General features: G+C 38.0%; 28 protein-coding genes. 26 read left to right on the top strand and 2 right to left on the bottom strand.

The annotated features are described in order from the left end of the window. The first annotated feature begins 85 nt into the window (after positions 1–85). From upp to murA, 13 genes are all read left to right on the top strand, one after another. Positions 86–715, top strand: a complete 630-nt coding sequence (upp, locus tag AM499_RS12450; protein ID WP_053590524.1) for a uracil phosphoribosyltransferase — start codon at positions 86–88, stop codon at positions 713–715. Between the two features lie 252 nt (positions 716–967). Then, positions 968–1,186: an AtpZ/AtpI family protein gene (locus tag AM499_RS12445; RefSeq protein ID WP_053590523.1), complete on the top strand. Its 219-nt coding sequence runs from the start codon at positions 968–970 to the stop codon at positions 1,184–1,186. A gap of 6 nt (positions 1,187–1,192) precedes the next feature. Next, a complete protein-coding gene (locus AM499_RS12440; protein ID WP_053590522.1) occupies positions 1,193–1,561 on the top strand; it encodes an ATP synthase subunit I in 369 nt (122 codons plus the stop codon). A 32-nt stretch (positions 1,562–1,593) separates the two neighbouring features. Beyond that, positions 1,594–2,307, top strand: a complete 714-nt coding sequence (gene atpB, locus AM499_RS12435; protein WP_053590521.1) for a F0F1 ATP synthase subunit A — start codon at positions 1,594–1,596, stop codon at positions 2,305–2,307. A gap of 66 nt (positions 2,308–2,373) precedes the next feature. Beyond that, positions 2,374–2,598, top strand: coding sequence for a F0F1 ATP synthase subunit C (gene atpE, locus AM499_RS12430; protein WP_053590520.1), 225 nt, complete (start codon positions 2,374–2,376; stop codon positions 2,596–2,598). A 131-nt stretch (positions 2,599–2,729) separates the two neighbouring features. Further along, positions 2,730–3,254, top strand: coding sequence for a F0F1 ATP synthase subunit B (gene atpF / locus AM499_RS12425; RefSeq protein WP_053590519.1), 525 nt, complete (start codon positions 2,730–2,732; stop codon positions 3,252–3,254). Next, a complete protein-coding gene (locus tag AM499_RS12420; RefSeq protein ID WP_053590518.1) occupies positions 3,251–3,787 on the top strand; it encodes a F0F1 ATP synthase subunit delta in 537 nt (178 codons plus the stop codon). Before atpF ends, AM499_RS12420 begins: the two co-directional genes overlap by 4 nt. A gap of 27 nt (positions 3,788–3,814) precedes the next feature. Continuing rightward, positions 3,815–5,323: a F0F1 ATP synthase subunit alpha gene (gene atpA / locus AM499_RS12415; RefSeq protein ID WP_053590517.1), complete on the top strand. Its 1,509-nt coding sequence runs from the start codon at positions 3,815–3,817 to the stop codon at positions 5,321–5,323. A 44-nt stretch (positions 5,324–5,367) separates the two neighbouring features. Continuing rightward, a complete protein-coding gene (locus tag AM499_RS12410) occupies positions 5,368–6,228 on the top strand; it encodes a F0F1 ATP synthase subunit gamma (protein WP_053590516.1) in 861 nt (286 codons plus the stop codon). Between the two features lie 34 nt (positions 6,229–6,262). After that, positions 6,263–7,678 (top strand): F0F1 ATP synthase subunit beta, encoded by a 1,416-nt coding sequence (gene atpD, locus AM499_RS12405; RefSeq protein ID WP_053590515.1) that lies wholly within the window; start codon positions 6,263–6,265, stop codon positions 7,676–7,678. Positions 7,679–7,702: 24 nt separating this feature from the next. After that, the gene (locus AM499_RS12400; RefSeq protein ID WP_053590514.1) at positions 7,703–8,107 is read left to right on the top strand and encodes a F0F1 ATP synthase subunit epsilon; all 405 of its coding nucleotides are present in this window, start codon (positions 7,703–7,705) and stop codon (positions 8,105–8,107) included. A gap of 176 nt (positions 8,108–8,283) precedes the next feature. Next, positions 8,284–8,520, top strand: a complete 237-nt coding sequence (locus tag AM499_RS12395; protein ID WP_275789289.1) for a DUF1146 family protein — start codon at positions 8,284–8,286, stop codon at positions 8,518–8,520. Positions 8,521–8,853: 333 nt separating this feature from the next. After that, complete coding sequence (murA, locus tag AM499_RS12390; protein WP_053590512.1) at positions 8,854–10,149, top strand: UDP-N-acetylglucosamine 1-carboxyvinyltransferase; 1,296 nt, start codon at positions 8,854–8,856, stop codon at positions 10,147–10,149. Between the two features lie 172 nt (positions 10,150–10,321). Here the strand turns inward: murA and AM499_RS12385 are convergent, their stop codons facing one another. After that, a complete protein-coding gene (locus tag AM499_RS12385; RefSeq protein WP_053590511.1) occupies positions 10,322–11,275 on the bottom strand; it encodes a nuclease-related domain-containing protein in 954 nt (317 codons plus the stop codon). Between the two features lie 396 nt (positions 11,276–11,671). Here AM499_RS12385 and spoIID point away from each other — a divergent pair, with 396 nt between their 5' ends. The 12 genes from spoIID to AM499_RS12325 all read left to right on the top strand — a co-directional run bounded on the left by spoIID (position 11,672) and on the right by AM499_RS12325 (position 19,717). Continuing rightward, on the top strand, positions 11,672–12,634 hold the full coding sequence (gene spoIID / locus AM499_RS12380) for a stage II sporulation protein D (RefSeq protein ID WP_053590510.1): 963 nt from the start codon (positions 11,672–11,674) through the stop codon (positions 12,632–12,634). 10 nt (positions 12,635–12,644) lie between these two features. Further along, the gene (locus AM499_RS12375; RefSeq protein WP_053590509.1) at positions 12,645–13,307 is read left to right on the top strand and encodes a M23 family metallopeptidase; all 663 of its coding nucleotides are present in this window, start codon (positions 12,645–12,647) and stop codon (positions 13,305–13,307) included. A 254-nt stretch (positions 13,308–13,561) separates the two neighbouring features. After that, the gene (locus AM499_RS12370) at positions 13,562–13,837 is read left to right on the top strand and encodes a sporulation transcriptional regulator SpoIIID (RefSeq protein ID WP_053590508.1); all 276 of its coding nucleotides are present in this window, start codon (positions 13,562–13,564) and stop codon (positions 13,835–13,837) included. A 380-nt stretch (positions 13,838–14,217) separates the two neighbouring features. Then, positions 14,218–15,210: a rod shape-determining protein gene (locus tag AM499_RS12365; protein WP_053590507.1), complete on the top strand. Its 993-nt coding sequence runs from the start codon at positions 14,218–14,220 to the stop codon at positions 15,208–15,210. 40 nt (positions 15,211–15,250) lie between these two features. Beyond that, positions 15,251–16,090, top strand: coding sequence for a flagellar hook-basal body protein (locus AM499_RS12360; protein WP_053590506.1), 840 nt, complete (start codon positions 15,251–15,253; stop codon positions 16,088–16,090). A 91-nt stretch (positions 16,091–16,181) separates the two neighbouring features. Further along, positions 16,182–17,021: a flagellar hook-basal body protein gene (locus tag AM499_RS12355; protein WP_053590505.1), complete on the top strand. Its 840-nt coding sequence runs from the start codon at positions 16,182–16,184 to the stop codon at positions 17,019–17,021. Positions 17,022–17,045: 24 nt separating this feature from the next. After that, positions 17,046–17,312: a DNA-directed RNA polymerase subunit beta gene (locus tag AM499_RS12350; RefSeq protein WP_053590504.1), complete on the top strand. Its 267-nt coding sequence runs from the start codon at positions 17,046–17,048 to the stop codon at positions 17,310–17,312. A gap of 21 nt (positions 17,313–17,333) precedes the next feature. Beyond that, positions 17,334–17,774: a 3-hydroxyacyl-ACP dehydratase FabZ gene (gene fabZ / locus AM499_RS12345; RefSeq protein WP_053590503.1), complete on the top strand. Its 441-nt coding sequence runs from the start codon at positions 17,334–17,336 to the stop codon at positions 17,772–17,774. Positions 17,775–17,928: 154 nt separating this feature from the next. After that, positions 17,929–18,294, top strand: coding sequence for a hypothetical protein (locus tag AM499_RS12340; RefSeq protein ID WP_053590502.1), 366 nt, complete (start codon positions 17,929–17,931; stop codon positions 18,292–18,294). A gap of 130 nt (positions 18,295–18,424) precedes the next feature. After that, positions 18,425–18,769 carry a hypothetical protein gene (locus AM499_RS12335; RefSeq protein WP_053590501.1) on the top strand — a complete coding sequence of 115 codons (345 nt, stop codon included), beginning with the start codon at positions 18,425–18,427 and terminating at the stop codon, positions 18,767–18,769. Between the two features lie 102 nt (positions 18,770–18,871). Further along, the gene (locus AM499_RS12330) at positions 18,872–19,249 is read left to right on the top strand and encodes a hypothetical protein (RefSeq protein ID WP_053590500.1); all 378 of its coding nucleotides are present in this window, start codon (positions 18,872–18,874) and stop codon (positions 19,247–19,249) included. 99 nt (positions 19,250–19,348) lie between these two features. Further along, positions 19,349–19,717 carry a hypothetical protein gene (locus tag AM499_RS12325; RefSeq protein ID WP_053590499.1) on the top strand — a complete coding sequence of 123 codons (369 nt, stop codon included), beginning with the start codon at positions 19,349–19,351 and terminating at the stop codon, positions 19,715–19,717. A gap of 22 nt (positions 19,718–19,739) precedes the next feature. Here AM499_RS12325 and AM499_RS12320 read toward each other — a convergent pair whose 3' ends face one another. Then, complete coding sequence (locus AM499_RS12320; RefSeq protein WP_053590498.1) at positions 19,740–20,180, bottom strand: YwpF family protein; 441 nt, start codon at positions 20,178–20,180, stop codon at positions 19,740–19,742. Between the two features lie 268 nt (positions 20,181–20,448). Here AM499_RS12320 and AM499_RS12315 point away from each other — a divergent pair, with 268 nt between their 5' ends. Then, the gene (locus tag AM499_RS12315) at positions 20,449–20,847 is read left to right on the top strand and encodes a single-stranded DNA-binding protein (protein WP_442853771.1); all 399 of its coding nucleotides are present in this window, start codon (positions 20,449–20,451) and stop codon (positions 20,845–20,847) included. Positions 20,848–20,886: the final 39 nt, after the last annotated feature.

Below are 20,886 nucleotides of genomic sequence, written 5' to 3'. Positions count from 1 at the left end.
AAGAACGTAGGATTACTAGTATGTAACCATATTCTTTTGTTATAATTAGTAGAATTGCAAATAAAACGAGAAGGAGATACGCCATATGCCAAAAGTATTTGTATTTGATCATCCACTCATTCAACACAAACTTACATATATCCGTGATGTAAACACTGGAACTAAAGAGTTTCGTGAACTTGTAGACGAGGTTGCGACACTCATGGCGTTTGAGATTACACGTGATTTACCATTAGAGGAGACAGAAGTGGAAACTCCTGTACAAAAAACAAAATCAAAAGTGCTTGCTGGAAAGAAAATAGGGATTGTTCCTATTTTACGTGCAGGTATTGGAATGATTGATGGAATCTTAAAACTCATCCCGGCTGCGAAGGTTGGACATGTTGGTCTTTATCGAGATCCAGAAACATTGCAACCAGTTGAGTATTATGTAAAGCTTCCCGCAGATGTTGCAGAACGTGATTTCATCCTTGTAGATCCAATGCTTGCAACTGGAGGTTCTGCAATTGAAGCAGTTAACTCTTTGAAAAAGCGTGGCGCAACAAGCATTAAATTTATGTGTCTAATTGCTGCTCCAGAGGGTGTAGAAGCATTGAAAAAAGCTCATCCAGATGTAGATATTTATATTGCAGCTTTAGATGAAAAGCTAAATGACCATGGCTATATTGTTCCAGGGTTAGGCGATGCAGGAGACAGACTATTCGGTACGAAGTAATTGGGTAAATAGAATCATTTATGGCTTTTCAAGAAAAAGAAGTAAATTGACTCTATTAAATTTGTCGATAAGATGTCAATTGTGAAGTATATGTGAAGAATTTCACTACTTCTAATTGACATCAAATTGCCCCTATTGTATGCTTACAAAGGATATCAATGATAGGGGTTTCATGCTCGAAACACTTGTCGTATCAACTTTCTACTAGTTTCACAGTTTTTACTTAAATAGGAAAAACGTGAGGACTCTTTTATGCGTCGAAATAGACGTCCGTTACAAGGGATAGCGATGTATTCTGCGATTCTCTCACAGCTTGTAGGTTCTATCTTAATAGGTATATTCACAGGAATGTGGATAGACGATACTTTTAGAACCACTCCAGTATTTTTAGTAATATGTTTACTCGCTGGCCTTACGGTTGGTGTGTTCGCCATTATTACTACCATTCGAAAATATGATTCAGGAGACTGAAGACCCATGCAGGAAATGCAACGTATTTATACGAAGCAGAAAAAGTACATATTTTTTTTGCTCGGAGCATGTGCGCTAGGTTGGGGATTTACCCCATATTCGCCAATATTTGCGGGCTTAGCACTAGGTTCTTTATTTGGTCTGTATAATTTCTGGATTCTAGTACGTAGAATGGAGAAATTTGATCGAGTGTTGACAAATGGAAAAGGACGAGCAGGTCTCGGCACAACTTTTCGCTTCGCATCAGGCGTTGCAGCTGTTGCAATTGCCCTTGCCCTTCCAGAGTACATACATCTGATCAGCACAGTTATCGGATTAATGATTCCCTATGTTCTACTAATAGTAGAAAGAATTGTGTTTCATGCAAGACATTAACTATGAGATTGTGAAAGAGAGGTGAATGAATCGTGGAACATGCAAATCCAACGTTCAAGTTTTTAGGACTGTATGGAAACTGGTCAAACATTTTAATGCTTGCGGTAACTACACTTATCGTTTTCTTAATTGCTTATATTGCGACAAGAAACTTAAAAATGAAACCGACTGGTATGCAGAACTTCATGGAATGGATTATGGATTTTGTGAAGGGGATTATTAAAAGTAACTTCGACTGGAAAACAGGTGGGCGTTTCCATGTACTTGGGATTACACTAATTATGTTTATTGCAGTAGCAAACGTATTAGGTCTTCCATTTGCCATCACGTATGATGGGGTACTTTGGTGGAAATCTCCAACAGCAGACCCAACCATCACCATGACATTATCCGTTATGATCATCGTTTTAACGCACTACTACGGAATTCAAATGAAAGGTTTTAAACAATATAATGTTGATACTTATTTAAAACCACTTCCATTTTTATTTCCATTAAAAATTATTGAGGAATTCGCAAATACGTTGACACTTGGTCTTCGTCTTTACGGTAATATCTATGCGGGGGAAGTTCTTTTAGGACTGATCGCAGGATTAGCAACTTCTAGTATTTTCGGCTTTGTTGGAGCAATTATTCCAGCAATGGCATGGCAAGGTTTCTCCCTATTTATAGGTGGGATCCAAGCATTCATTTTCGTTATGTTAACAATGGTTTATATGTCACATAAAGTGTCGTCAGACCATTAATATAACTGTTTAGGAAACTAGGCAGAAAAAAAAAAAAAAACAACATTCCAAGGAGGAAATTACACAATGGTAGGTTCAGTTGGTCTTTTAGCAGCAGCTATAGCAATCGGTTTAGGTGCACTTGGTGCAGGTATCGGTAACGGTTTAATCGTTTCAAAAACAGTAGAAGGTATTGCTCGTCAACCAGAAGCACGTGGAGCTTTACAAACAGTTATGTTCATCGGGGTAGCATTAGTTGAGGCGATTCCAATTATCGCAGCAGTTATCGCTTTCATCGTATTAAACAAATAAGAACCACTTACAAAATCTATAATGGCGGGTTTTTTATCCGCCATTCTCTTTATGAATTAGAAAACAATAAATACATTTATACATTATAGAAGCAAGATCTCTTATTAGCGTTTGAAAGGAGTGAAACAATCGTGTCTTTTGATTACCTTGTACTTGGTGCTGAAGCCCATAGTGGTTTTAACACTTGGGATATCTTTGCTACATTATTCTTCTTTATTTTACTACTTGTACTTTTAAAGAAAGTAGCTTGGGGTCCATTAATGGGGATTATGACTCAACGTGAAGAATTAATCGCAAGTGAAATTGAAGCAGCTGAATCTAGCCGCCAAGAATCAGAGCGATTACTAGAAGAACAACGTGACTTACTTAAAGAAGCACGCACGGAAGCACTAGCGATTGTAGAAAATGCGAAAAAGCAAGGCGAAGCGTCTCGTGAAGAAATTATCACAACTGCTCGTTCTGAAGCAGCGCGTTTAAAAGAATCTGCTATTCGTGAAATCGATACAGAAAAAGAAAGAGCGATTGCGGCAGTACGACAAGAAGTAGTTTCACTTTCTGTACTTGCAGCGTCCAAAGTTCTTGAAAAAGAAGTTTCGGAAGAAGATAATCGTGCGCTAATCGAGGCTACGATTGCGAAGGCAGGCGAAGTTAATTGAGTAAATCAACTGCAGCACAGCGTTACGCAATCGCATTATTCGAACTAGCACAACAAAAAAACGAGCTTCAATCAGTAGAAAATGATTTACGTGAACTTAAAGTTGTCTGGAATGGCAATAAAGATTTGAAAACTCTATTCACATCTCCAAAGCTTTCCTTAGACAAGAAAAAAGAGTTGATTCGTGAAGTTTTTGCTAATGCAAATCCTATCGTTATCAATACACTTTTAGTGCTAATTGATAAAAAGAGATTAAGCGAAGTTTCAGACATTATTTCTGAATTTATGACACTTTCGAATGAAGCACAAGGTATTGCAGAAGCGAAAGTATACACTACTCGTGATTTAACAGAAGAAGAACGTGCAAGCGTTTCATCTGTATTTGCAAAAAATGTAGGTAAACAATCTTTACGTATTCAAAACATTGTAGATCCATCTATTATTGGTGGAATTCGTGTTCAAATCGGAAACCGCATTTACGATAGCACTCTAAGTACTAAATTAGATCGCTTAAAACGTAACTTGATCGGTTAATATTATGAATTTTGAGAGGTGACATACATGAGCATCAAAGCTGAAGAAATCAGTGTCTTGATTAAACAGCAGATTGAGAATTATGAATCTGAGATGAAAGTTAGCGACGTTGGTACAGTAATCACAATTGGTGACGGTATCGCGCGTGCTCATGGCCTCGACAACGTCATGGCTGGAGAGCTTTTAGAATTCTCAACTGGTGTTTTAGGTATGGCACAAAACTTGGAAGCGAACAACGTTGGTATCGTTATCCTTGGACCATACACAGACATCAAAGAAGGCGATGAAGTACGTCGAACAGGCCGTATAATGGAAGTTCCTGTTGGAAAAGAATTGATTGGCCGCGTTGTCAATCCACTTGGCCAACCAGTTGACGGACAAGGTCCTATTGCAACTACAAAAACTCGTCCAATCGAAAGTCCTGCACAAGGGGTTATGGCACGTAAATCTGTACATGAGCCACTTCAAACAGGTATTAAAGCGATTGACGCTCTTGTACCAATCGGACGTGGACAACGTGAGTTAATCATCGGTGACCGTCAAACAGGTAAAACATCTGTTGCGATTGATACAATCCTTAACCAAGCAGACCAAGATATGATTTGTATCTATGTTGCTATCGGTCAAAAAGAATCGACTGTACGTAACGTAGTAGAAACACTTCGTAAAAAAGGTGCTTTAGATTACACAATCGTTGTAACTGCATCTGCATCTGCGCCAGCTCCATTATTATACCTAGCGCCTTACGCTGGTGTAACTATGGCAGAAGAATTTATGTTCGAAGGTAAGCACGTATTGATCGTTTATGATGATCTATCTAAACAAGCTGCTGCATACCGCGAACTTTCATTACTTCTTAAACGTCCTCCAGGTCGTGAAGCATATCCAGGGGATGTATTCTACTTACACAGCCGTCTACTTGAGCGTGCTGCGAAGTTAAATGAAACTTTAGGTGCAGGTTCAATCACTGCATTACCATTCGTTGAAACACAAGCGGGAGATATCTCTGCTTACATTCCAACAAACGTAATCTCGATTACAGATGGTCAAATTTTCTTACAATCTGATTTATTCTTCTCTGGTGTACGTCCAGCGATCAACGCTGGTTTATCCGTATCCCGTGTAGGTGGATCAGCTCAAATTAAAGCAATGAAGAGTGTTGCGGGTACATTACGTCTTGACTTAGCTGCATACCGTGAGCTTGAAGCATTTGCTCAATTCGGTTCAGATCTTGACGCTGCAACTCAAGCGAAACTTAACCGTGGTGTTCGTACTGTAGAAGTATTAAAACAAGACTTGAACTCTCCTATTAAAGTAGAAAAACAAGTTATGATTTTATATGCTCTAACACGTGGCCATTTAGATGATATCCCAGTTAAAGATATCAGTCGCTTTGAAGCAGAGTTATATAGCTGGTTAGATACAAACCACACAAACGTTTTAGATCATATTCGCACGACTAAAGCTCTTCCTTCAGATGAAGATATGAACAATGCTATTTCAGCATTCAAAAAAACTTTCGCAATATCTGAATAATATCTTTGTCGATGTGAAAAAAACAATAAGGTGGTGAAATACCAGTGGCATCATTACGCGACATTAAAAGCAAAATTACGTCAACTAAGAAAACAAGTCAAATTACAAAAGCTATGCAAATGGTTTCTGCTTCTAAGTTGAACCGTGCAGAGGAGAATGCAAAAGCATATGTTCCTTACATGGGTAAAATTCAAGAGGTAGTTGGTGCAATTGCTTCAGGTACAAGTGATAGTGGACATCCGATGTTAACTACCCGTCCTGTAAAAAAGACTGCATATCTTGTCATCACTTCTGATCGTGGTTTAGCTGGAGCTTACAACAGTAACGTTATTCGCGCTGTTGCCAATGCAATAGCACAACGTCACGCTTCAAAAGATGAGTATGTAATTCTGGCAATTGGTCGTATGGGACGTGACTTCTTCGTAAAACGTGGTTCTAATGTAATCGGGGAAGTTATAGGTTTACCTGACCAACCAGCTTTTTCTGATATTAAAGAAATTGCGCGCAGAGCTGTTGGTATGTTCACGGATGGTACATATGATGAACTTTATATGTACTATAACCACTTTGTCAGTGCCATCTCCAGTGAAGTAACGGAGAAAAAGGTACTGCCACTTACGGATATTGCAGTAGAAAAAGGCACAACTGCTTCTTATGAATTTGAACCTTCAAGTGAGGCAATTCTAGAAGTGTTACTTCCTCAATATGCGGAAAGCCTAATTTTCGGTGCATTACTCGACGGTAAAGCAAGTGAACATGCTTCGCGTATGTCTGCGATGAAATCCGCGACAGACAACGCAACTGATTTGATTAGTAACTTAACATTAGTATATAACCGAGCACGTCAAGCTGCGATTACGCAAGAAATTACGGAAATTGTCGGCGGTGCATCGGCTCTAGAATAGGTAAAGAAAGAAAGTAAGACAGGAGGGAACAGTAGTGAACAAAGGACAAGTACTACAAGTAATGGGTCCAGTTGTTGACGTAAAGTTTGACAACGGCCACTTACCAGCTATCTATAATGCATTGACTGTAGCTATTGAACGTCCAAACGAAGCTCCTACTACGTTAACGTTAGAAGTAGCTTTACACTTAGGGGATGATTCTGTTCGCACAATCGCAATGTCATCTACTGACGGACTTAAACGTGGTGCAGAGGTAATAGATGCTGGTGCAGCAATTTCTGTTCCGGTTGGTAATGTAACTTTAGGACGCGTATTTAACGTTCTTGGTGATGTAATTGACTTAGGAGAAGAAATTCCGACTGAAGAGCGTCGTGATCCAATTCACCGTCAAGCACCAACATTTGAAAATCTTTCAACAGAAGTTGAAATTCTTGAAACAGGTATCAAAGTAGTAGACCTTTTAGCTCCATATATCAAAGGTGGTAAAATCGGTCTATTCGGTGGTGCCGGAGTAGGGAAAACAGTTCTTATTCAAGAACTTATCAACAACATTGCTCAAGAACATGGTGGTATTTCGGTATTCGCTGGTGTTGGAGAGCGTACACGTGAAGGAAATGACTTATTCCACGAGATGAGCGATTCTGGCGTTATTAAGAAAACAGCAATGGTATTCGGTCAAATGAATGAGCCACCTGGTGCACGTATGCGTGTAGCTTTAACTGGTCTTACAATGGCTGAATATTTCCGTGATGAGCAAGGTGCAGACGTACTTTTATTCATCGACAATATCTTCCGTTTCACTCAAGCGGGTTCTGAGGTTTCGGCTCTTTTAGGTCGTATGCCATCAGCAGCTGGTTACCAACCAACGCTTGCTACTGAAATGGGTCAATTACAAGAGCGTATCACGTCTACAAATACTGGTTCTGTTACATCTATCCAAGCGATTTATGTACCTGCCGATGACTATACGGATCCAGCTCCAGCAACAACTTTCGCTCACTTAGATGCGACAACAAACTTAGAACGTAAATTATCTGAGATGGGTATTTACCCAGCGGTTGATCCGTTAGCTTCTTCTTCTCGTGCGCTTTCACCTGAAATCGTAGGTCAAGAGCATTATGATGTAGCACGTCAAGTGCAATATACATTACAACGCTACAGAGAGCTTCAAGATATTATCGCGATCTTAGGTATGGATGAATTAGGGGACGAAGACAAGTTGGTAGTAAACCGCGCACGTCGTATTCAGTTCTACCTATCTCAAAACTTCCATGTTGCAGAACAATTTACAGGTCAAAAAGGTTCTTATGTTCCAGTTAAAGAAACTGTTGAAGGATTCAAACAAATTCTTGAAGGAAAATATGACCATTTACCAGAAGATGCTTTCCGTCTAGTGGGACGCATTGAAGAAGTTGTAGAAAAAGCGAAAAGCATGGGCGTAGAAGTATAATAATTCGGACCAGGAGGAAAAAATATGAAGACACTTATAGTCAATATTGTCACTCCCGACGGCCCGGTATACGATTCTGAAGTAGACATGATTATCGCTAAAACAGCATCTGGTGAAATCGGTATTTTACCTGGCCATATTCCAATGGTTGCGCCACTTGTAATCGGTGCAGTTAAATTGAAAAAAGATGGAAAATCAGAGTATGTAGCAGTAAACGGTGGATTTGTTGAAGTTCGACCTGAAAAGGTAACGATTTTAGCTCAATCTGCTGAAGTTGCTTCAGATATCGATGTAACTCGTGCAAAAGAAGCGGTGAAACGTGCAGAAGAACGTCTTCAACATAAGCAAGATTCAACTGATTTCAATCGTGCTGAACTTGCTTTGAAACGTGCGATGAATCGTATCAACGTTTATGAGGGTAACATTTAAACCTTATTATTCCTGTGATAAATAAGGACTGCCTCCGGTGAATGTCACGGATTTTATTTATCGTGCAGGCAATTTTGATTTTAACTGATTTAACAAACGGGCAGAACTAGTTCTGTCCGTTTTTTTCTTATAGGGCTACTTTGCTACTAATCTAGTTTAAATGTAGGAGGATGGAAATGTTTTTATTAAATGGCCAACAGGCAATCATTGCTATCTTAGCAAATATATTTTTTATCGGTATATCATTTTATGCACTTCAAGCAATTATGATTGAAAAGGTAATTAAAAAAAATAAAGTTTTTCAGGCTCAGCTGTTATTTATTTTAATAAGTATAATGATCGGTTCAACTGTTGCTAATTTTTTCTTAAATCTAACGAATTGGTCAAATCAATTGCCATTTCTATTTAATTAATGGAAAAAGATTCTTTATGCTCATGCAAATAATGGAGTAGTTTGTATGAGCATGTAGAATCTCCTCTTATTTCCTGGGAAATATTTTGTCGATTAGGTTTTATGTGAAACGTACTGGGGTAATTTAAGATTATCTACACGAAAAGACTGGGTATAACGTATACTATAGCAATGAAAATGAACTAAATTAGCAGTAGAAAATAGTGTTTTTGATGCTTGTATATACTCGAAATTCGTTGTATGATGTATATTGTTTTGTAATTCCTAATAATGACATCATACATATTTTCGATTATATATGAGCAAATGAGGATAAGAACGCGGAGGGAAAGAAGTGGATAAAATCGTTGTTAAGGGCGGTCAAACTTTAAAAGGAAATGTAAGAGTGGAAGGCGCGAAAAATGCTGTTCTACCAGTTCTTGCTGCTGCTTTACTTGCCACCAAAGGACAAAATGTAATCAAAGATGTACCTACACTAGCAGACGTTTTGACAATTAATGAAGTGTTAAAAAGTTTAAATACAAAAGTTATATACAATCCAGAACTAAATCAAGTAATAATTGATTCTCAAGAGAGACTTTCAAGTGAAGCACAATTTGAGTATGTGCGTAAAATGCGTGCATCTATACTTGTAATGGGTCCAATTTTAGCGCGCAATGGTTTTGCTCGTGTTGCTCTTCCAGGCGGTTGTGCAATAGGCTCACGCCCTATTGATCAGCATTTAAAAGGCTTTGAAGCGATGGGCGCAGAAATTTCGTTCGGACATGGCTTTGTAGAAGCAAAAACAAATGGACGCTTACAAGGTGCTAAAATCTATTTAGACGTACCAAGCGTAGGAGCAACAGAAAATATTATGACTGCTGCAGCGCTTGCTGAAGGCATCACGATTATCGAAAATGCTGCTAAAGAGCCGGAAATTGTCGATTTAGCTAACTTCATCAACGAAATGGGCGGAAGCGTCAAAGGTGCCGGTACGGATACAATTCGTATTGAAGGTGTATCTGAATTACACGGAACAGAGCACCATATCATCCCAGATCGTATTGAAGCAGGAACATTCATGGTTGCAGCTGCAATTACAAAAGGCGATGTGCTAATCGAAAATGCTGTACCAGAGCATATGACAGCACTAATTTCTAAACTGCAAGAAATGGGCGTAGAAGTAACCGAAGAAAATCAAGGCTTACGTATACGTTCTTCTGAACCATTAAAATCAGTTGATATTAAAACAATGCCACATCCTGGTTTCCCTACAGATATGCAATCACAAATGATGGCATTGATGATGACTGCTCATGGAACAGGAATCATCACGGAAACTGTATTTGAAAACCGTTTTATGCATGTGGAAGAATTCCGACGGATGAATGGCAACATGAAAATAGAAGGACGTTCTGTAATTATGGAATCACCATCTAATTTACAAGGTGCAGAAGTCGCAGCAACGGACTTACGCGCAGCAGCAGCACTTATTATCGCTGGTCTTGTAGCTGAAGGTATTACACGTGTAACTGAACTTTATCACTTAGACCGTGGCTACGTTGATTTCGACAAAAAACTTGCAGCACTTGGTGCGGATATTGAAAGAATCGGTACCGAAAGCCCAGAGAAAGCAATTCAACTTGTATAATATATGTAAAGCACTGTGCATTCATACATGCATGGTGCTTTTTTTGTCGAAGGATATTTTTGGTCTTGCTTACTTAGGATTTGGTTGCAATTACAGTGGAATTGGTCTCGACCAGGTCATAATTGGTCTCGATTTTGAGTTGTCTTGTCTCGAAGTGCTAAAAAATGGATTTTTATTTAGGAGATCTAATGCTATATTTAGTATTTCTGGATTGACCAGTTTTTATTAGCATCGTGTTTTTTAATATTCTTGTAGCTTGATGTTTGTTATCGAGTTTTAAAAAGTGCTGGCATTCTTTGTTAGACATCGTGTTTTTGTAAATCAAAAAATAATCTTTCAAGGCTTTTTCATGTGCATTTCTTTGATAGTTTTTGCATTTAGGGCAAAACCAATTGTGCTGGACTTTTTTCATTCCAATTAAGTTGCAATTACTGCACTCGACTCCGTGAATGATTGAATCGGGATTAATGGAGAAGTATTTAATTAATGGAAATGGCTGAAATTCCTTATGTGCATTCAAAATATAGTTTTTAATAAGATCAAGTTCATTATTTGAGAGGAATGGTCTTTCTATATTCATTTCTCTAAGATAAGGTTTGATTTGTTTTCGTGTTAATATGGTTGTTTTTGATGGAGAGGCTTGGATATGGCTTGTTGAGTATGCAAATACAATTGCTCCGAAGACTGGCAGGGGAATATTATTTTTTTGGAAAACAAGGTTCAGCTGATATTCATATTCCTCTAATTGTAATGAGGGACAATCAAATACATTAATTTTTCCATTTTCAAGTCGCCGAACAAGTTGCGATGGATTCGTTGTGAATGTTAATTCTCCCTTTATGTTTTTAACTTCAAGAATCAGCGCGTAATAGGGTGAAATAATAAGAATGTCTAATTGAATTAGAGATTCGGAAAGTAGTGAAATATTGTGGAATGCATAGAACCTGTAAGGCAACTTTACTTGTTCAAGGAAACGCATCACTGCTTCTTCTCCAATGTCTCCAGCAGTTTTCTGTAGTATTTCTTCTTGAATATTTAAGTACTTTGGATGATTTTTTTTCAATCTCTTTTTTAGTGATTGTAATGCTTCCATGTATGGTGTTGTGGAATATTTTTTTGCTATCAAATTATCACCTCAAATTAAGATTATCATATTTTCTATAGAGTGCATAATTCCCATTTTAGTATGTGTTTTTGGTCAGTTTTAGCATTTTTTGACTCCAAAATTCAATTTTGGGATAATATATCGTTCCAAAATCAAATTCTTGTTTAACATGAAATAAAAAATTATTTTCTATCTCATTAAGTTAGCTCTTTACTTAGAGAAATGGTCTCGGATATAGCCAAATTGGTCTCGTTCTGTTTGGAGATAGTCTCGAGTTTATGTAAAATAGTCTCGGTTAACGCACAATTGATCTCGAAGTGCCACATTACGTTATTTAATGTTAAATAATTCCTTCATAAGTTTCCCTATTAAAACTGCTTGTTCATTTTCCCTCTCTGTCTAGCATATAGTACCTCTATGAAACAAAACATACTCTTATTATTCATTGTCATATGCCTCCTGTTACTACCGTTCTTATTAATCAAAGAAAAGCATGACGCAAAATCACCACCTGCATTGGAACTAGATTTTGAAATTGAATGTCCAATACTAATCGAAGTGAAAGGGGAACAACAGAAGATTCCTCTCGAAACGTACGTTTTAGGAGTTGTAGCTGCGGAAATGCCTATTTCCTTTCATGAAGAGGCTTTAAAAGCACAATCTATCGCTGCTCGGACGTATGTGTTACGCGAGACGAATTATGGGGAAACACCTATTGAAAAAACGGTGCAAAAACAAGTGTATGCAAGCGAAGAAGAACGAAAGAAAAAATGGGGATCTTCCTTTGAGGAATATGAGGAAAAACTCCGTAACGTCGTCGCTTCTACCGAAGGAGAAATCATTGTTTATAAGGATCAGCTGATCACGGCTATGTTCTTTTCAACTAGTAATGGACAAACAGAGAGTGCGGAAAATTATAGTGGGTATGCGATTCCGTATTTAGTTTCTGTACCAAGTGAAGAGGAAGAGCTGTTTGCGCCAAATGTAAACAAGCAATTCGAGTATACAAAGAAGGAATGGGCAAATGCTTTTGGATTAAAATGGTCTGAAAGTATAGTGAAAACATTTCAAGTGACGAAGACAGATTCTAACCGCGTAGAATCGGTACAAATAAACGGTAAAACATGGACAGGCCGTGAAGTTCGTACATTACTCGGACTACCCTCTACGGATTTCAAAGTTACATTCAAGAATGATAAGGTGATAGTAGATACGGTCGGATATGGGCATGGAGTAGGAATGAGCCAGTACGGTGCAGAGGTGCTGGCACACGATTCTGTAGGTGCACATGACATTCTTCTTCACTATTATAAAGGAACAGAAATAAAAAGTTTTTCAACGTGTTTAAAATCTCCTTCAAATGCAAATAATAGCAATTGAGGTGATGAAAATGAGAGAAGAACAATCAAACAAGCCTTCTCAGAAGAATAAAAATCCGAAGAAACCGTGGTTTTGGCCACTAATTTATGCGGGATTTTCGGTAGCATTCGTAGGAATGATTTGGGGGTATAACGTGTTTGTTGACACGGATACAGCAGGGGAGTCCAAATGGACCGATGCTAGTAAGGATCCTGATAAAGTAACTATCGAAACGAATGCACAAGCAGAATCTATGAAATATCCTTTCAAAGAAACTTTGTTGGATAGCATGGAAGTCGTACAGCACTATTATGACATGGAAGCAGATGAAGCGACACGTGAAAAATCATTACTCGTGTTCAATCAAACCTATGTAGCGAATACGGGTGTATCCCTGTCGATGAATGGAGAACCATTCGAAGTAGTTGCAGCAATGAGTGGAAAAGTAGAAGCAGTCAATGTAGATCCTTTTGTAGGAGATGAAATCGTCTTATCTCATGCAAATGGTATGCAAACAAAATATCGCTCTGTCACTGGCATTCTAGTAAAAGTAGGAGATGTTGTGGAGCAAGGACAAGCACTTGCAACTTCATCTGAAAATGAATGGAACCCTACTGCAGGTGTTCACTTGCAATTTGAGGTTTATAACGAAGAGGGTATCCTAGTCAATCCGGAATCATTACTAGCGTTTTAAACATTATTTATTTAAATTTTAGCGTGAATATGCTGAAATAGGGAATTCCGGTAACGCCTGAGTTCCAAGCATCCAGTGGACTTAAAGCCTCATTGGATGTACAGATTTCGTTTGGACTACATTGAATAAATTCGATGTAGTCTTTTCTGCGTTTTGCAGAAGTAACACCTTAAGTCGAATTTGAAATTCATAAAAACCGATACGAATGCATAAAGTGATGAAAAGTGTTCCTTTACTAACGAAAGGAAGAGTTAGTGCACGAAACGATACGTCATAGATGCATACGTTTAGGGGAAATGGTAATTGAAACAAAGAAAACTGTCCGTGCCATCGCGAGCACGACCGGTCACTCTAAAAGCACTGTTCATAAGGATTTGACGGAGAGGCTCCATTTAGTGGATCCGCAATTGGCGAAAGAAGTCAAAGAAATACTTGCGTATCATAAATCGGTCAGGCATTTACGCGGTGGAGAGGCAACGAAACGAAAATGGAAAACAAAAAAGGAAGATGGGAAAGGTCGTGATTTGTAATAAATCACGGCTTTTTTCTTTTGAAATAGTTGCCTTTTGCTACTCTTTTTTTGAGCAATGTTCTCGAATGGAGGATAATTGGTCTCGGTTTAAACGAAATTGGTCTTGTTTTCTCGTTCTGTTAAAATATTTTTTTGCCCATCTGAAAGAAATGGTTAACTAGAAAATAATACCGTTACACAAATGATATAGAACTAGTTATAAAGTTCTACTATATTCCTCCATCTACTGAATAAAAAACAAAAAGAAGGAAAATAGTAAGGGTTTATTTGTCAATAAAAAAAGTGTTTTTATGACAAAACTATGATAAAATTATAAGTTAGAGACGTATGGAATTATACATATAAAAAGGTTTAGATAGGGAAGGAGAAACATTGTTAATGTTTGCGAAGGATATAGGAATCGACTTAGGAACAGCGAACGTATTAATTCATGTAAAGGGTAAAGGGATTGTTTTAAATGAACCATCCGTAGTTGCTATAGATAAAAGCTCAAACAAAGTGCTTGCAGTTGGAGAAGAAGCACGTCAAATGGTGGGCAGAACACCAGGGAATATTGTTGCTATTCGCCCACTAAAAGATGGAGTAATTGCTGATTTTGACGTGACAGAAGCAATGCTAAAGCATTTTATTAACAAATTAAACGTAAAAGGATTTCTATCTAAGCCTCGCATTTTAATTTGTTGTCCTACTAACATTACAAGTGTAGAACAAAAAGCAATTCGAGAAGCAGCAGAAAAATCGGGCGGTAAAAAAGTATATTTGGAAGAGGAACCTAAAGTTGCAGCAATTGGAGCAGGAATGGATATTTTCCAACCAAGCGGTAATATGGTTGTCGATATCGGTGGAGGTACTACAGATGTTGCAGTACTTTCAATGGGAGACATCGTTACTTCTGAATCTATTAAAATTGCCGGAGATGTTTTTGACAACGACATCCTTCAATATATAAAAAAAGAGTACAAGCTTTTAATAGGGGAACGTACAGCGGAAAACATAAAAATTACGATAGGTACTGTATTTCCAAATAGTCGTAATGAAGAGATGGATATTCGTGGACGTGATATGGTAACTGGTCTTCCAAGAACCATTACCATTCGTTCAGAAGAAATTGAAAAAGCATTACGCGAATCAGTTTCTGTTATTGTACAAGCAGCGAAAAATGTTTTAGAAAAGACACCGCCTGAATTATCGGCCGATATAATTGACCGTGGCGTAATCATTACTGGTGGGGGAGCACTTTTACATGGAATGGATCATCTTCTTGTAGAAGAATTGAAAGTGCCAGTATTTATAGCAGAGAGTCCTATGGATTGTGTAGCAATAGGCACGGGAATCATGTTAGATAATATTGATAGAATCTCAAGAAGATAACTGGCTGGTACTGCAGCTGGACTAAAGAGGAGGCATTCTAATGTTTCGTGGATTTCATACAGTTGCATCTGGAATGATTGCGCAACAGCGTAGAACGGAATTACTGACAAATAATATGGCAAACGCAAATACGCCTGGATATAAAGCGGATCAATCAGCGATTAGATCATTTCCTGAAATGTTTTTATCCAAATTAGGACCTTCCAATATTCCAATGGATGCTCCTATCAAAGGGAAATATGCAACAGGTGTTGGAGCAGTAGGTACTGGTGTTTATATGCAAGAAACAATCGCTTTGATGCAGCAAGGTCAGCTGCAAGAAACGGGCTTGAATACGGATATTTCTTTGATTGATGGTTTACTACCAGAAGATGCAGAAACGGGTCAAACAGGTGCCATTTTTTATCGTTTACAGCATCCAGTGGAAGGAGAAGCATACACTCGTAATGGGAGCTTCACATTAGATCCGGAAGGATTTTTAACAAATCCTCAAGGTCTGTATGTTCTTGATTCAAATGGGCAACGTATTCAGCTTCAAAATGACGATTTTCGTGTTGCTGGTGATGGGCAGATTTATGTAGAAGATGCGGCAATCGAGCAAATCGGTGTTTCTTTTTCCACCCAACCAGAAACGTTGATTAAACAAGACAATGGTTTATTTAAAACTGCGGATGGTACAAACTTGCCTTCAGCTTACGATACGGAAAACGTTAGTTTTTCGATGCAACAAGGATATATTGAACGTTCCAACGTAGATACTGCTAAAACAATGACGGAAATGTTAACAGCATACCGAGCTTTTGAAGCAAATCAAAAAGTACTTCAAGCATACGACCAAAGCATGCAAAAAGCAGTAAATGAAGTAGGACGGGTAAATTAGAAATACGTAAGACAACAGAAGGCGGAAGCTAGACAGTAACAATATAGAAAAATTTATTCTTCTTTCTAAATTTAAGAGGAGGCACCCATAGATGTTACGTACAATGGTTACAGCTACGAATACAATGTCACAGCTTCAAAATCAAATGGACATTATTGGAAACAACCTTGCGAACTCCAATACGCATGGTTATAAAGCGAAAGATGTAAAATTTCAAGAGCTATTATACCAACAATTTAACAATGACAAGTTGGACAAAGTAGATCGTCAATCACCCGTAGGAATTCGCTATGGAGTTGGAGCTTCACTTGCACAGGCATCCATGAACTGGAAGCAAGGAAGTCTCCAATCTACGGGACGTGATTTAGATTTTGCTTTTCAGGAACCAAAGCAATATTTTAATGTTTTAATGCCAGATGGAGAAAATGGCCAACAGACGGCTTATACTCGTCAAGGTGCATTTTATGTTTCGCCAATGGAAAATGGTAACTTAATGCTCGTTACAGGAGATGGTTATCCTGTGGCTGATGCAGCTGGACAAGCAATTACTATTCCAGAGAACGTTTCAAGTTTTTCTGTAAACGAGTCTGGTGTACTAACAGCAAATTATCCAGATGGTTCTACTGTCCAAAGAGAATTAGCAGTTTCTGTTTTACAAAAACCACAGTTAATGGAACAGCTTTCTGAGACGTACATTGTATTGCCAAACAATTTGGCAGAGTTAGGGGTCAATGCACAAGATGTGATAATTGACCTTCAAGGTGCTGAACGTGGTGAAATAGCTTTAACGAATCAAGTATTGGAAATGTCTAATGTAGATATGTCAAAAGAAATGACTGAGTTAATGACTGCTCAGCGTTCTTATCAATTCAGTGCAAGATCAATATCGATAGCAGACCAAATGTTGGGTCTAATAAATGGGATAAGATAATCTTTTCCGTAAGGAGTTGGGCTTATGACAGAAGAAGTTAAAATTTCTGGCAGACAACAACGAAAAATAGAAAAAGCGCAAGAAGCTAAAACTGAAACGAAAAAAATCAATTGGGTCCAAATTCGCATGTTCCCCATATGGCTGCGTATACTAATAGTTATCGCACTCCTTGTAGGAGCAGCTGCAGCAGGTTTAATGGTTGGATACGGGGTCCTTGGAGAAGGATCTGCGAAAGACGCACTCAAATGGGAAACGTATCAGCATATTTTAGATATAAAAGACGGTAAATAGGGACATATCGGAGGGAAAACCATGTTAACAACAGAGCAAGTTCAAGCGATTTTACCTCATCGTTATCCATTTTTAATGATTGATCGAATTCTTGAAGTAGAAGAAGGTAAACGAGCAGTAGGACTTAAAAATGTCACGATAAATGAAGAATTTTTTAATGGACATTTCCCAGGATACCCAGTGATGCCGGGAGTATTAATCGTAGAGGCGTTAGCGCAAGTTGGAGCAGTAGCAGTTCTTCAAATTCCTGAAAATAAAGGAAGACTCGCTTTTTTCACTGGTATTGATAATTGCAGATTTAAACGCCAAGTTAAACCAGGTGATCAATTAAAGCTGGAAGTAGAACTAGTTAAACTTCGTGGAGCTATGGGCAAAGGGCATGGAATCGCAACAGTAGACGGTGAACTTGTTTGTGAGGCTGATATCCTCTTCGCATTAGGACCAGTAGTAGACAATCAATAATAGTATTCCGCTCTAGAAGAGTGTTATACTTTATTCATTTTTTTAATCAAAAAAACAGGCAGGAATGCCATAGGATAGTTCCTTCCTTTCTGGACAATCTATTGTAAATCACCATAGTGTGATGAACATTAACCAGAAAAGGAGGAATTTTTTTATGTGGAAAAAAGCTGTTCCTGCTTTAACGTTGAGTGCCTTTTTATTGGTTGGGTGTAATAATAATGATAATGCAGCACCGAATAATAATGAAACACCAATGGAAGAAGTTGGGGAGGATGTTAACGACCTCGTACCTGATATGAACGACCTTACACCTGATGTGAATGATATCAATGGTAATGGAATGAATGGAATAGGCGGCACTAATACGAATGAAAGTGGATATGACGGTGGTGCTGGAGACAACGGTCTCGATGATGTAGTTCCAAATGAAAACAAAGGGATCAATGAAGACTTAGTTCCAGATGCAAACAATGATACTGGTCAAACGATGCAACAAGAAATAAAAGAAATAACGAAGTAAAAGCAATCTGATACATTCAATAAATGAAAAAACAGGCATTTATGCCATGGGATAGTTCCCTCCTTTCCTGGACAATCTATCGTAAATCACCTTAGTGTGATGAACATAAACCAGAAAGGAGGAATTTTTTATGTGGAAAAAAGCAATTCCTGCTATAGCATTAAGCGCTTTTTTATTGGTAGGATGTAATAACAACGATAATGCAGCTCCGAACAATAACGAAACACCAATGGAAGAAGTTCAAGAGGATTTGAATGACCTCACACCTGATATGAATAATAACAATGGCAATGGAATGAACGGCACAGGTGGAACAAATACGAATGACAATAATAATGGCCAAAACAATCCAGCTGGCTTTGATGGTGGCGCAGGTACAGGTACTAACAATGGTGTCAATGACGAGACTGTTCCAAACGCAAACAACAATAGTCGTCAATCGACGAAACAAGAAATAAAAGAGATAACGGAGTAAAAAACAGGCATTTTTGCCATGGGATAGTTCCTTCCTTTCCGGATAACCTATTGTAAGTCACCATAGTGTGATGAACATAATCCAGAAAGGAGGAATTTTTTTATGTGGAAAAAAGCCGTTCCTGCTGTAGCATTGAGTGCATTTTTATTGGTTGGATGTAATAACAACAACAATGGTGTTCCAGATGATAATGAAACTCCAATGCAAGATGTTCAAGAGGGTGTAGATGAGATCACACCTGATATGGATAATAACAATAATAATGGTACAAACGGAAATGGTATGGGTGGAACAAATACTAATAACAATAACGGTTTAGACCTCGATGATGGCGTTGATCACGGTGACGATGGCGAAATCGGCGAAAACGACAACAACGGAAACAATGGCATCAATGGCAATAATGGAAACAACGGCATCGGCAATAATGGCAACAACGGCAACAACATGGATGGAATAATAAACGACAAGGATCAATGATTAGATATAAAAATATCTAATTAATTTGCATAACAGCCCATGGGATAGTTCCTCCCATCTTGTAATCGTTTGATGAAAATAAAAAGGAGGAATTTATTTATGTGGAAAAAGGCAATTCCTGCAGTAGCAATGAGTGCTTTCTTATTAGTTGGATGTAATAACAACGATGAAGGTGCTTTTCCTAACGATAATGACACTCCATTGGACGATGTTCAGCGAGGTGGGGACGATGTAACACCTAACGGGAATAATAACAATGGAACGAACGATTATGGCGGGACAACGGGACCAAACGGTATGAATGGAACAGGTGGAACGAATGGGACAAATAATGGATACCAAGATACAGTTCCAAATCAATCGAATGGTTTTAATGGTGTTAATGACGATGTGGTTCCTGAAATGAATGGGGCAAACAACGAAGCAGGACAAACGATAAAACAAGATATAAAAGAGAGAAATGAGTAAAAAAAGTGCTGACTCCATTGAGTCAGCTTTTTTTTATTTGGTCTGTTTTTAGCTTAGGTCTTGTTTTCATGTATTTTTCAAATTTGGCTAGTAGTTCTTCTCCAGTTAGTCCTTCTTGTATCAATTCTTCAAGGAGAGATTCTGCATATTTTCTTCGTACGTGCTTTAATGTACCTTTTAACAATACAGAAATGTGTTGTCCAATTTCTTTCACTGAATATGTAACAACTTCAAAATTAGCAGGTTCGTTTTCAGGATAAGAAATAATAACCTGCACATTCAGGATTTCATTGGTTGATTGAAATTCTTGAAAAAGATTCTCATATTTTTTATCGATAAAAAGCTCCAATATCCAAGAACGGCTTGTATTTTCTTGATTAATCACAATACCATCTTCAAGAGAAATAGAAACTACCTCTTCTTCGCGTATAATATCAATTGAAATCATTTTAAAAGTTTTCATCTGCATTCTCCTTATGAAGGATTTGATTAAACCATATTATAACATAATAAGGATGCACGGATAGGTGGAACTACTGGCAAAATAATAAAGAAATGCGAAATTTCCATTTTTGATTTTTAGAAAGCTTGTATTATGAAGGTTTCAGAAAAATGAATGTTACTAGAATCGCATTTTGAATGAAAAAACGAGGCTAAAATGCCATTTTCGACTTTTGCTAACTATTTGGAATAGCTTTATGATGGTGCTAATCAAAATAGAAGGAGGTGAAATGGTGAACACAGTTTCATTAATCGGACGAATGACAAAAGCTCCACAGCTCAAATATTTATCCGAAGGAAGGGTACAAACAAGTTTTGTAATTGCAGTAAATAAGGGATATAAAACAGATGAAGCGGACTTTGTGCTATGCACGATTTGGGGAAAGCTCGCAGAAACGACCGTAAAGTATTGTGGGAGAGGCTCACTTGTCGGGATAACAGGTAGGCTTAATACGAGGTCATATGAAAAAGGAGAAGGGAGAGTGTTTGTAACTGAAGTAGTTGTGGAGGACATCCGATTTTTAGTAACGAAGAAACGTGATGATCAAGAACCACATCAACCGAACGAAAAGAAAATAGAATCAGACTTCGAATTTCCAACATCACATACAAATCAACTTCCAGTATAAATACTTATCAGACCGCACGCGTTACTGTTGAATCATGAG

It is taken from the genome of Bacillus sp. FJAT-22090 (assembly GCF_001278755.1).
In the GTDB taxonomy this organism is placed as follows: Bacteria; Bacillota; Bacilli; order Bacillales_A; family Planococcaceae; genus Psychrobacillus.
This window is presented reverse-complemented; position numbering and strand designations above follow the sequence as displayed.

Bases quoted from the DNA above. Each gene is read 5' to 3' on its own strand.
- upp (WP_053590524.1), top strand. From the start codon at position 86: ATGCCAAAAGTATTTGTATTTGATCATCCACTCATTCAACACAAACTT.
- AM499_RS12445 (WP_053590523.1), top strand. From the start codon at position 968: ATGCGTCGAAATAGACGTCCGTTACAAGGGATAGCGATGTATTCTGCG.
- AM499_RS12440 (WP_053590522.1), top strand. From the start codon at position 1,193: ATGCAGGAAATGCAACGTATTTATACGAAGCAGAAAAAGTACATATTT.
- atpE (WP_053590520.1), top strand. From the start codon at position 2,374: ATGGTAGGTTCAGTTGGTCTTTTAGCAGCAGCTATAGCAATCGGTTTA.
- atpA (WP_053590517.1), top strand. From the start codon at position 3,815: ATGAGCATCAAAGCTGAAGAAATCAGTGTCTTGATTAAACAGCAGATT.
- AM499_RS12400 (WP_053590514.1), top strand. From the start codon at position 7,703: ATGAAGACACTTATAGTCAATATTGTCACTCCCGACGGCCCGGTATAC.
- AM499_RS12395 (WP_275789289.1), top strand. From the start codon at position 8,284: ATGTTTTTATTAAATGGCCAACAGGCAATCATTGCTATCTTAGCAAAT.
- spoIID (WP_053590510.1), top strand. From the start codon at position 11,672: ATGAAACAAAACATACTCTTATTATTCATTGTCATATGCCTCCTGTTA.
- AM499_RS12375 (WP_053590509.1), top strand. From the start codon at position 12,645: ATGAGAGAAGAACAATCAAACAAGCCTTCTCAGAAGAATAAAAATCCG.
- AM499_RS12365 (WP_053590507.1), top strand. From the start codon at position 14,218: ATGTTTGCGAAGGATATAGGAATCGACTTAGGAACAGCGAACGTATTA.
- AM499_RS12360 (WP_053590506.1), top strand. From the start codon at position 15,251: ATGTTTCGTGGATTTCATACAGTTGCATCTGGAATGATTGCGCAACAG.
- AM499_RS12355 (WP_053590505.1), top strand. From the start codon at position 16,182: ATGTTACGTACAATGGTTACAGCTACGAATACAATGTCACAGCTTCAA.
- AM499_RS12350 (WP_053590504.1), top strand. From the start codon at position 17,046: ATGACAGAAGAAGTTAAAATTTCTGGCAGACAACAACGAAAAATAGAA.
- fabZ (WP_053590503.1), top strand. From the start codon at position 17,334: ATGTTAACAACAGAGCAAGTTCAAGCGATTTTACCTCATCGTTATCCA.
- AM499_RS12340 (WP_053590502.1), top strand. From the start codon at position 17,929: ATGTGGAAAAAAGCTGTTCCTGCTTTAACGTTGAGTGCCTTTTTATTG.
- AM499_RS12335 (WP_053590501.1), top strand. From the start codon at position 18,425: ATGTGGAAAAAAGCAATTCCTGCTATAGCATTAAGCGCTTTTTTATTG.
- AM499_RS12330 (WP_053590500.1), top strand. From the start codon at position 18,872: ATGTGGAAAAAAGCCGTTCCTGCTGTAGCATTGAGTGCATTTTTATTG.
- AM499_RS12325 (WP_053590499.1), top strand. From the start codon at position 19,349: ATGTGGAAAAAGGCAATTCCTGCAGTAGCAATGAGTGCTTTCTTATTA.
- AM499_RS12320 (WP_053590498.1), bottom strand. From the start codon at position 20,180: ATGAAAACTTTTAAAATGATTTCAATTGATATTATACGCGAAGAAGAG.
- AM499_RS12315 (WP_442853771.1), top strand. From the start codon at position 20,449: ATGGTGAACACAGTTTCATTAATCGGACGAATGACAAAAGCTCCACAG.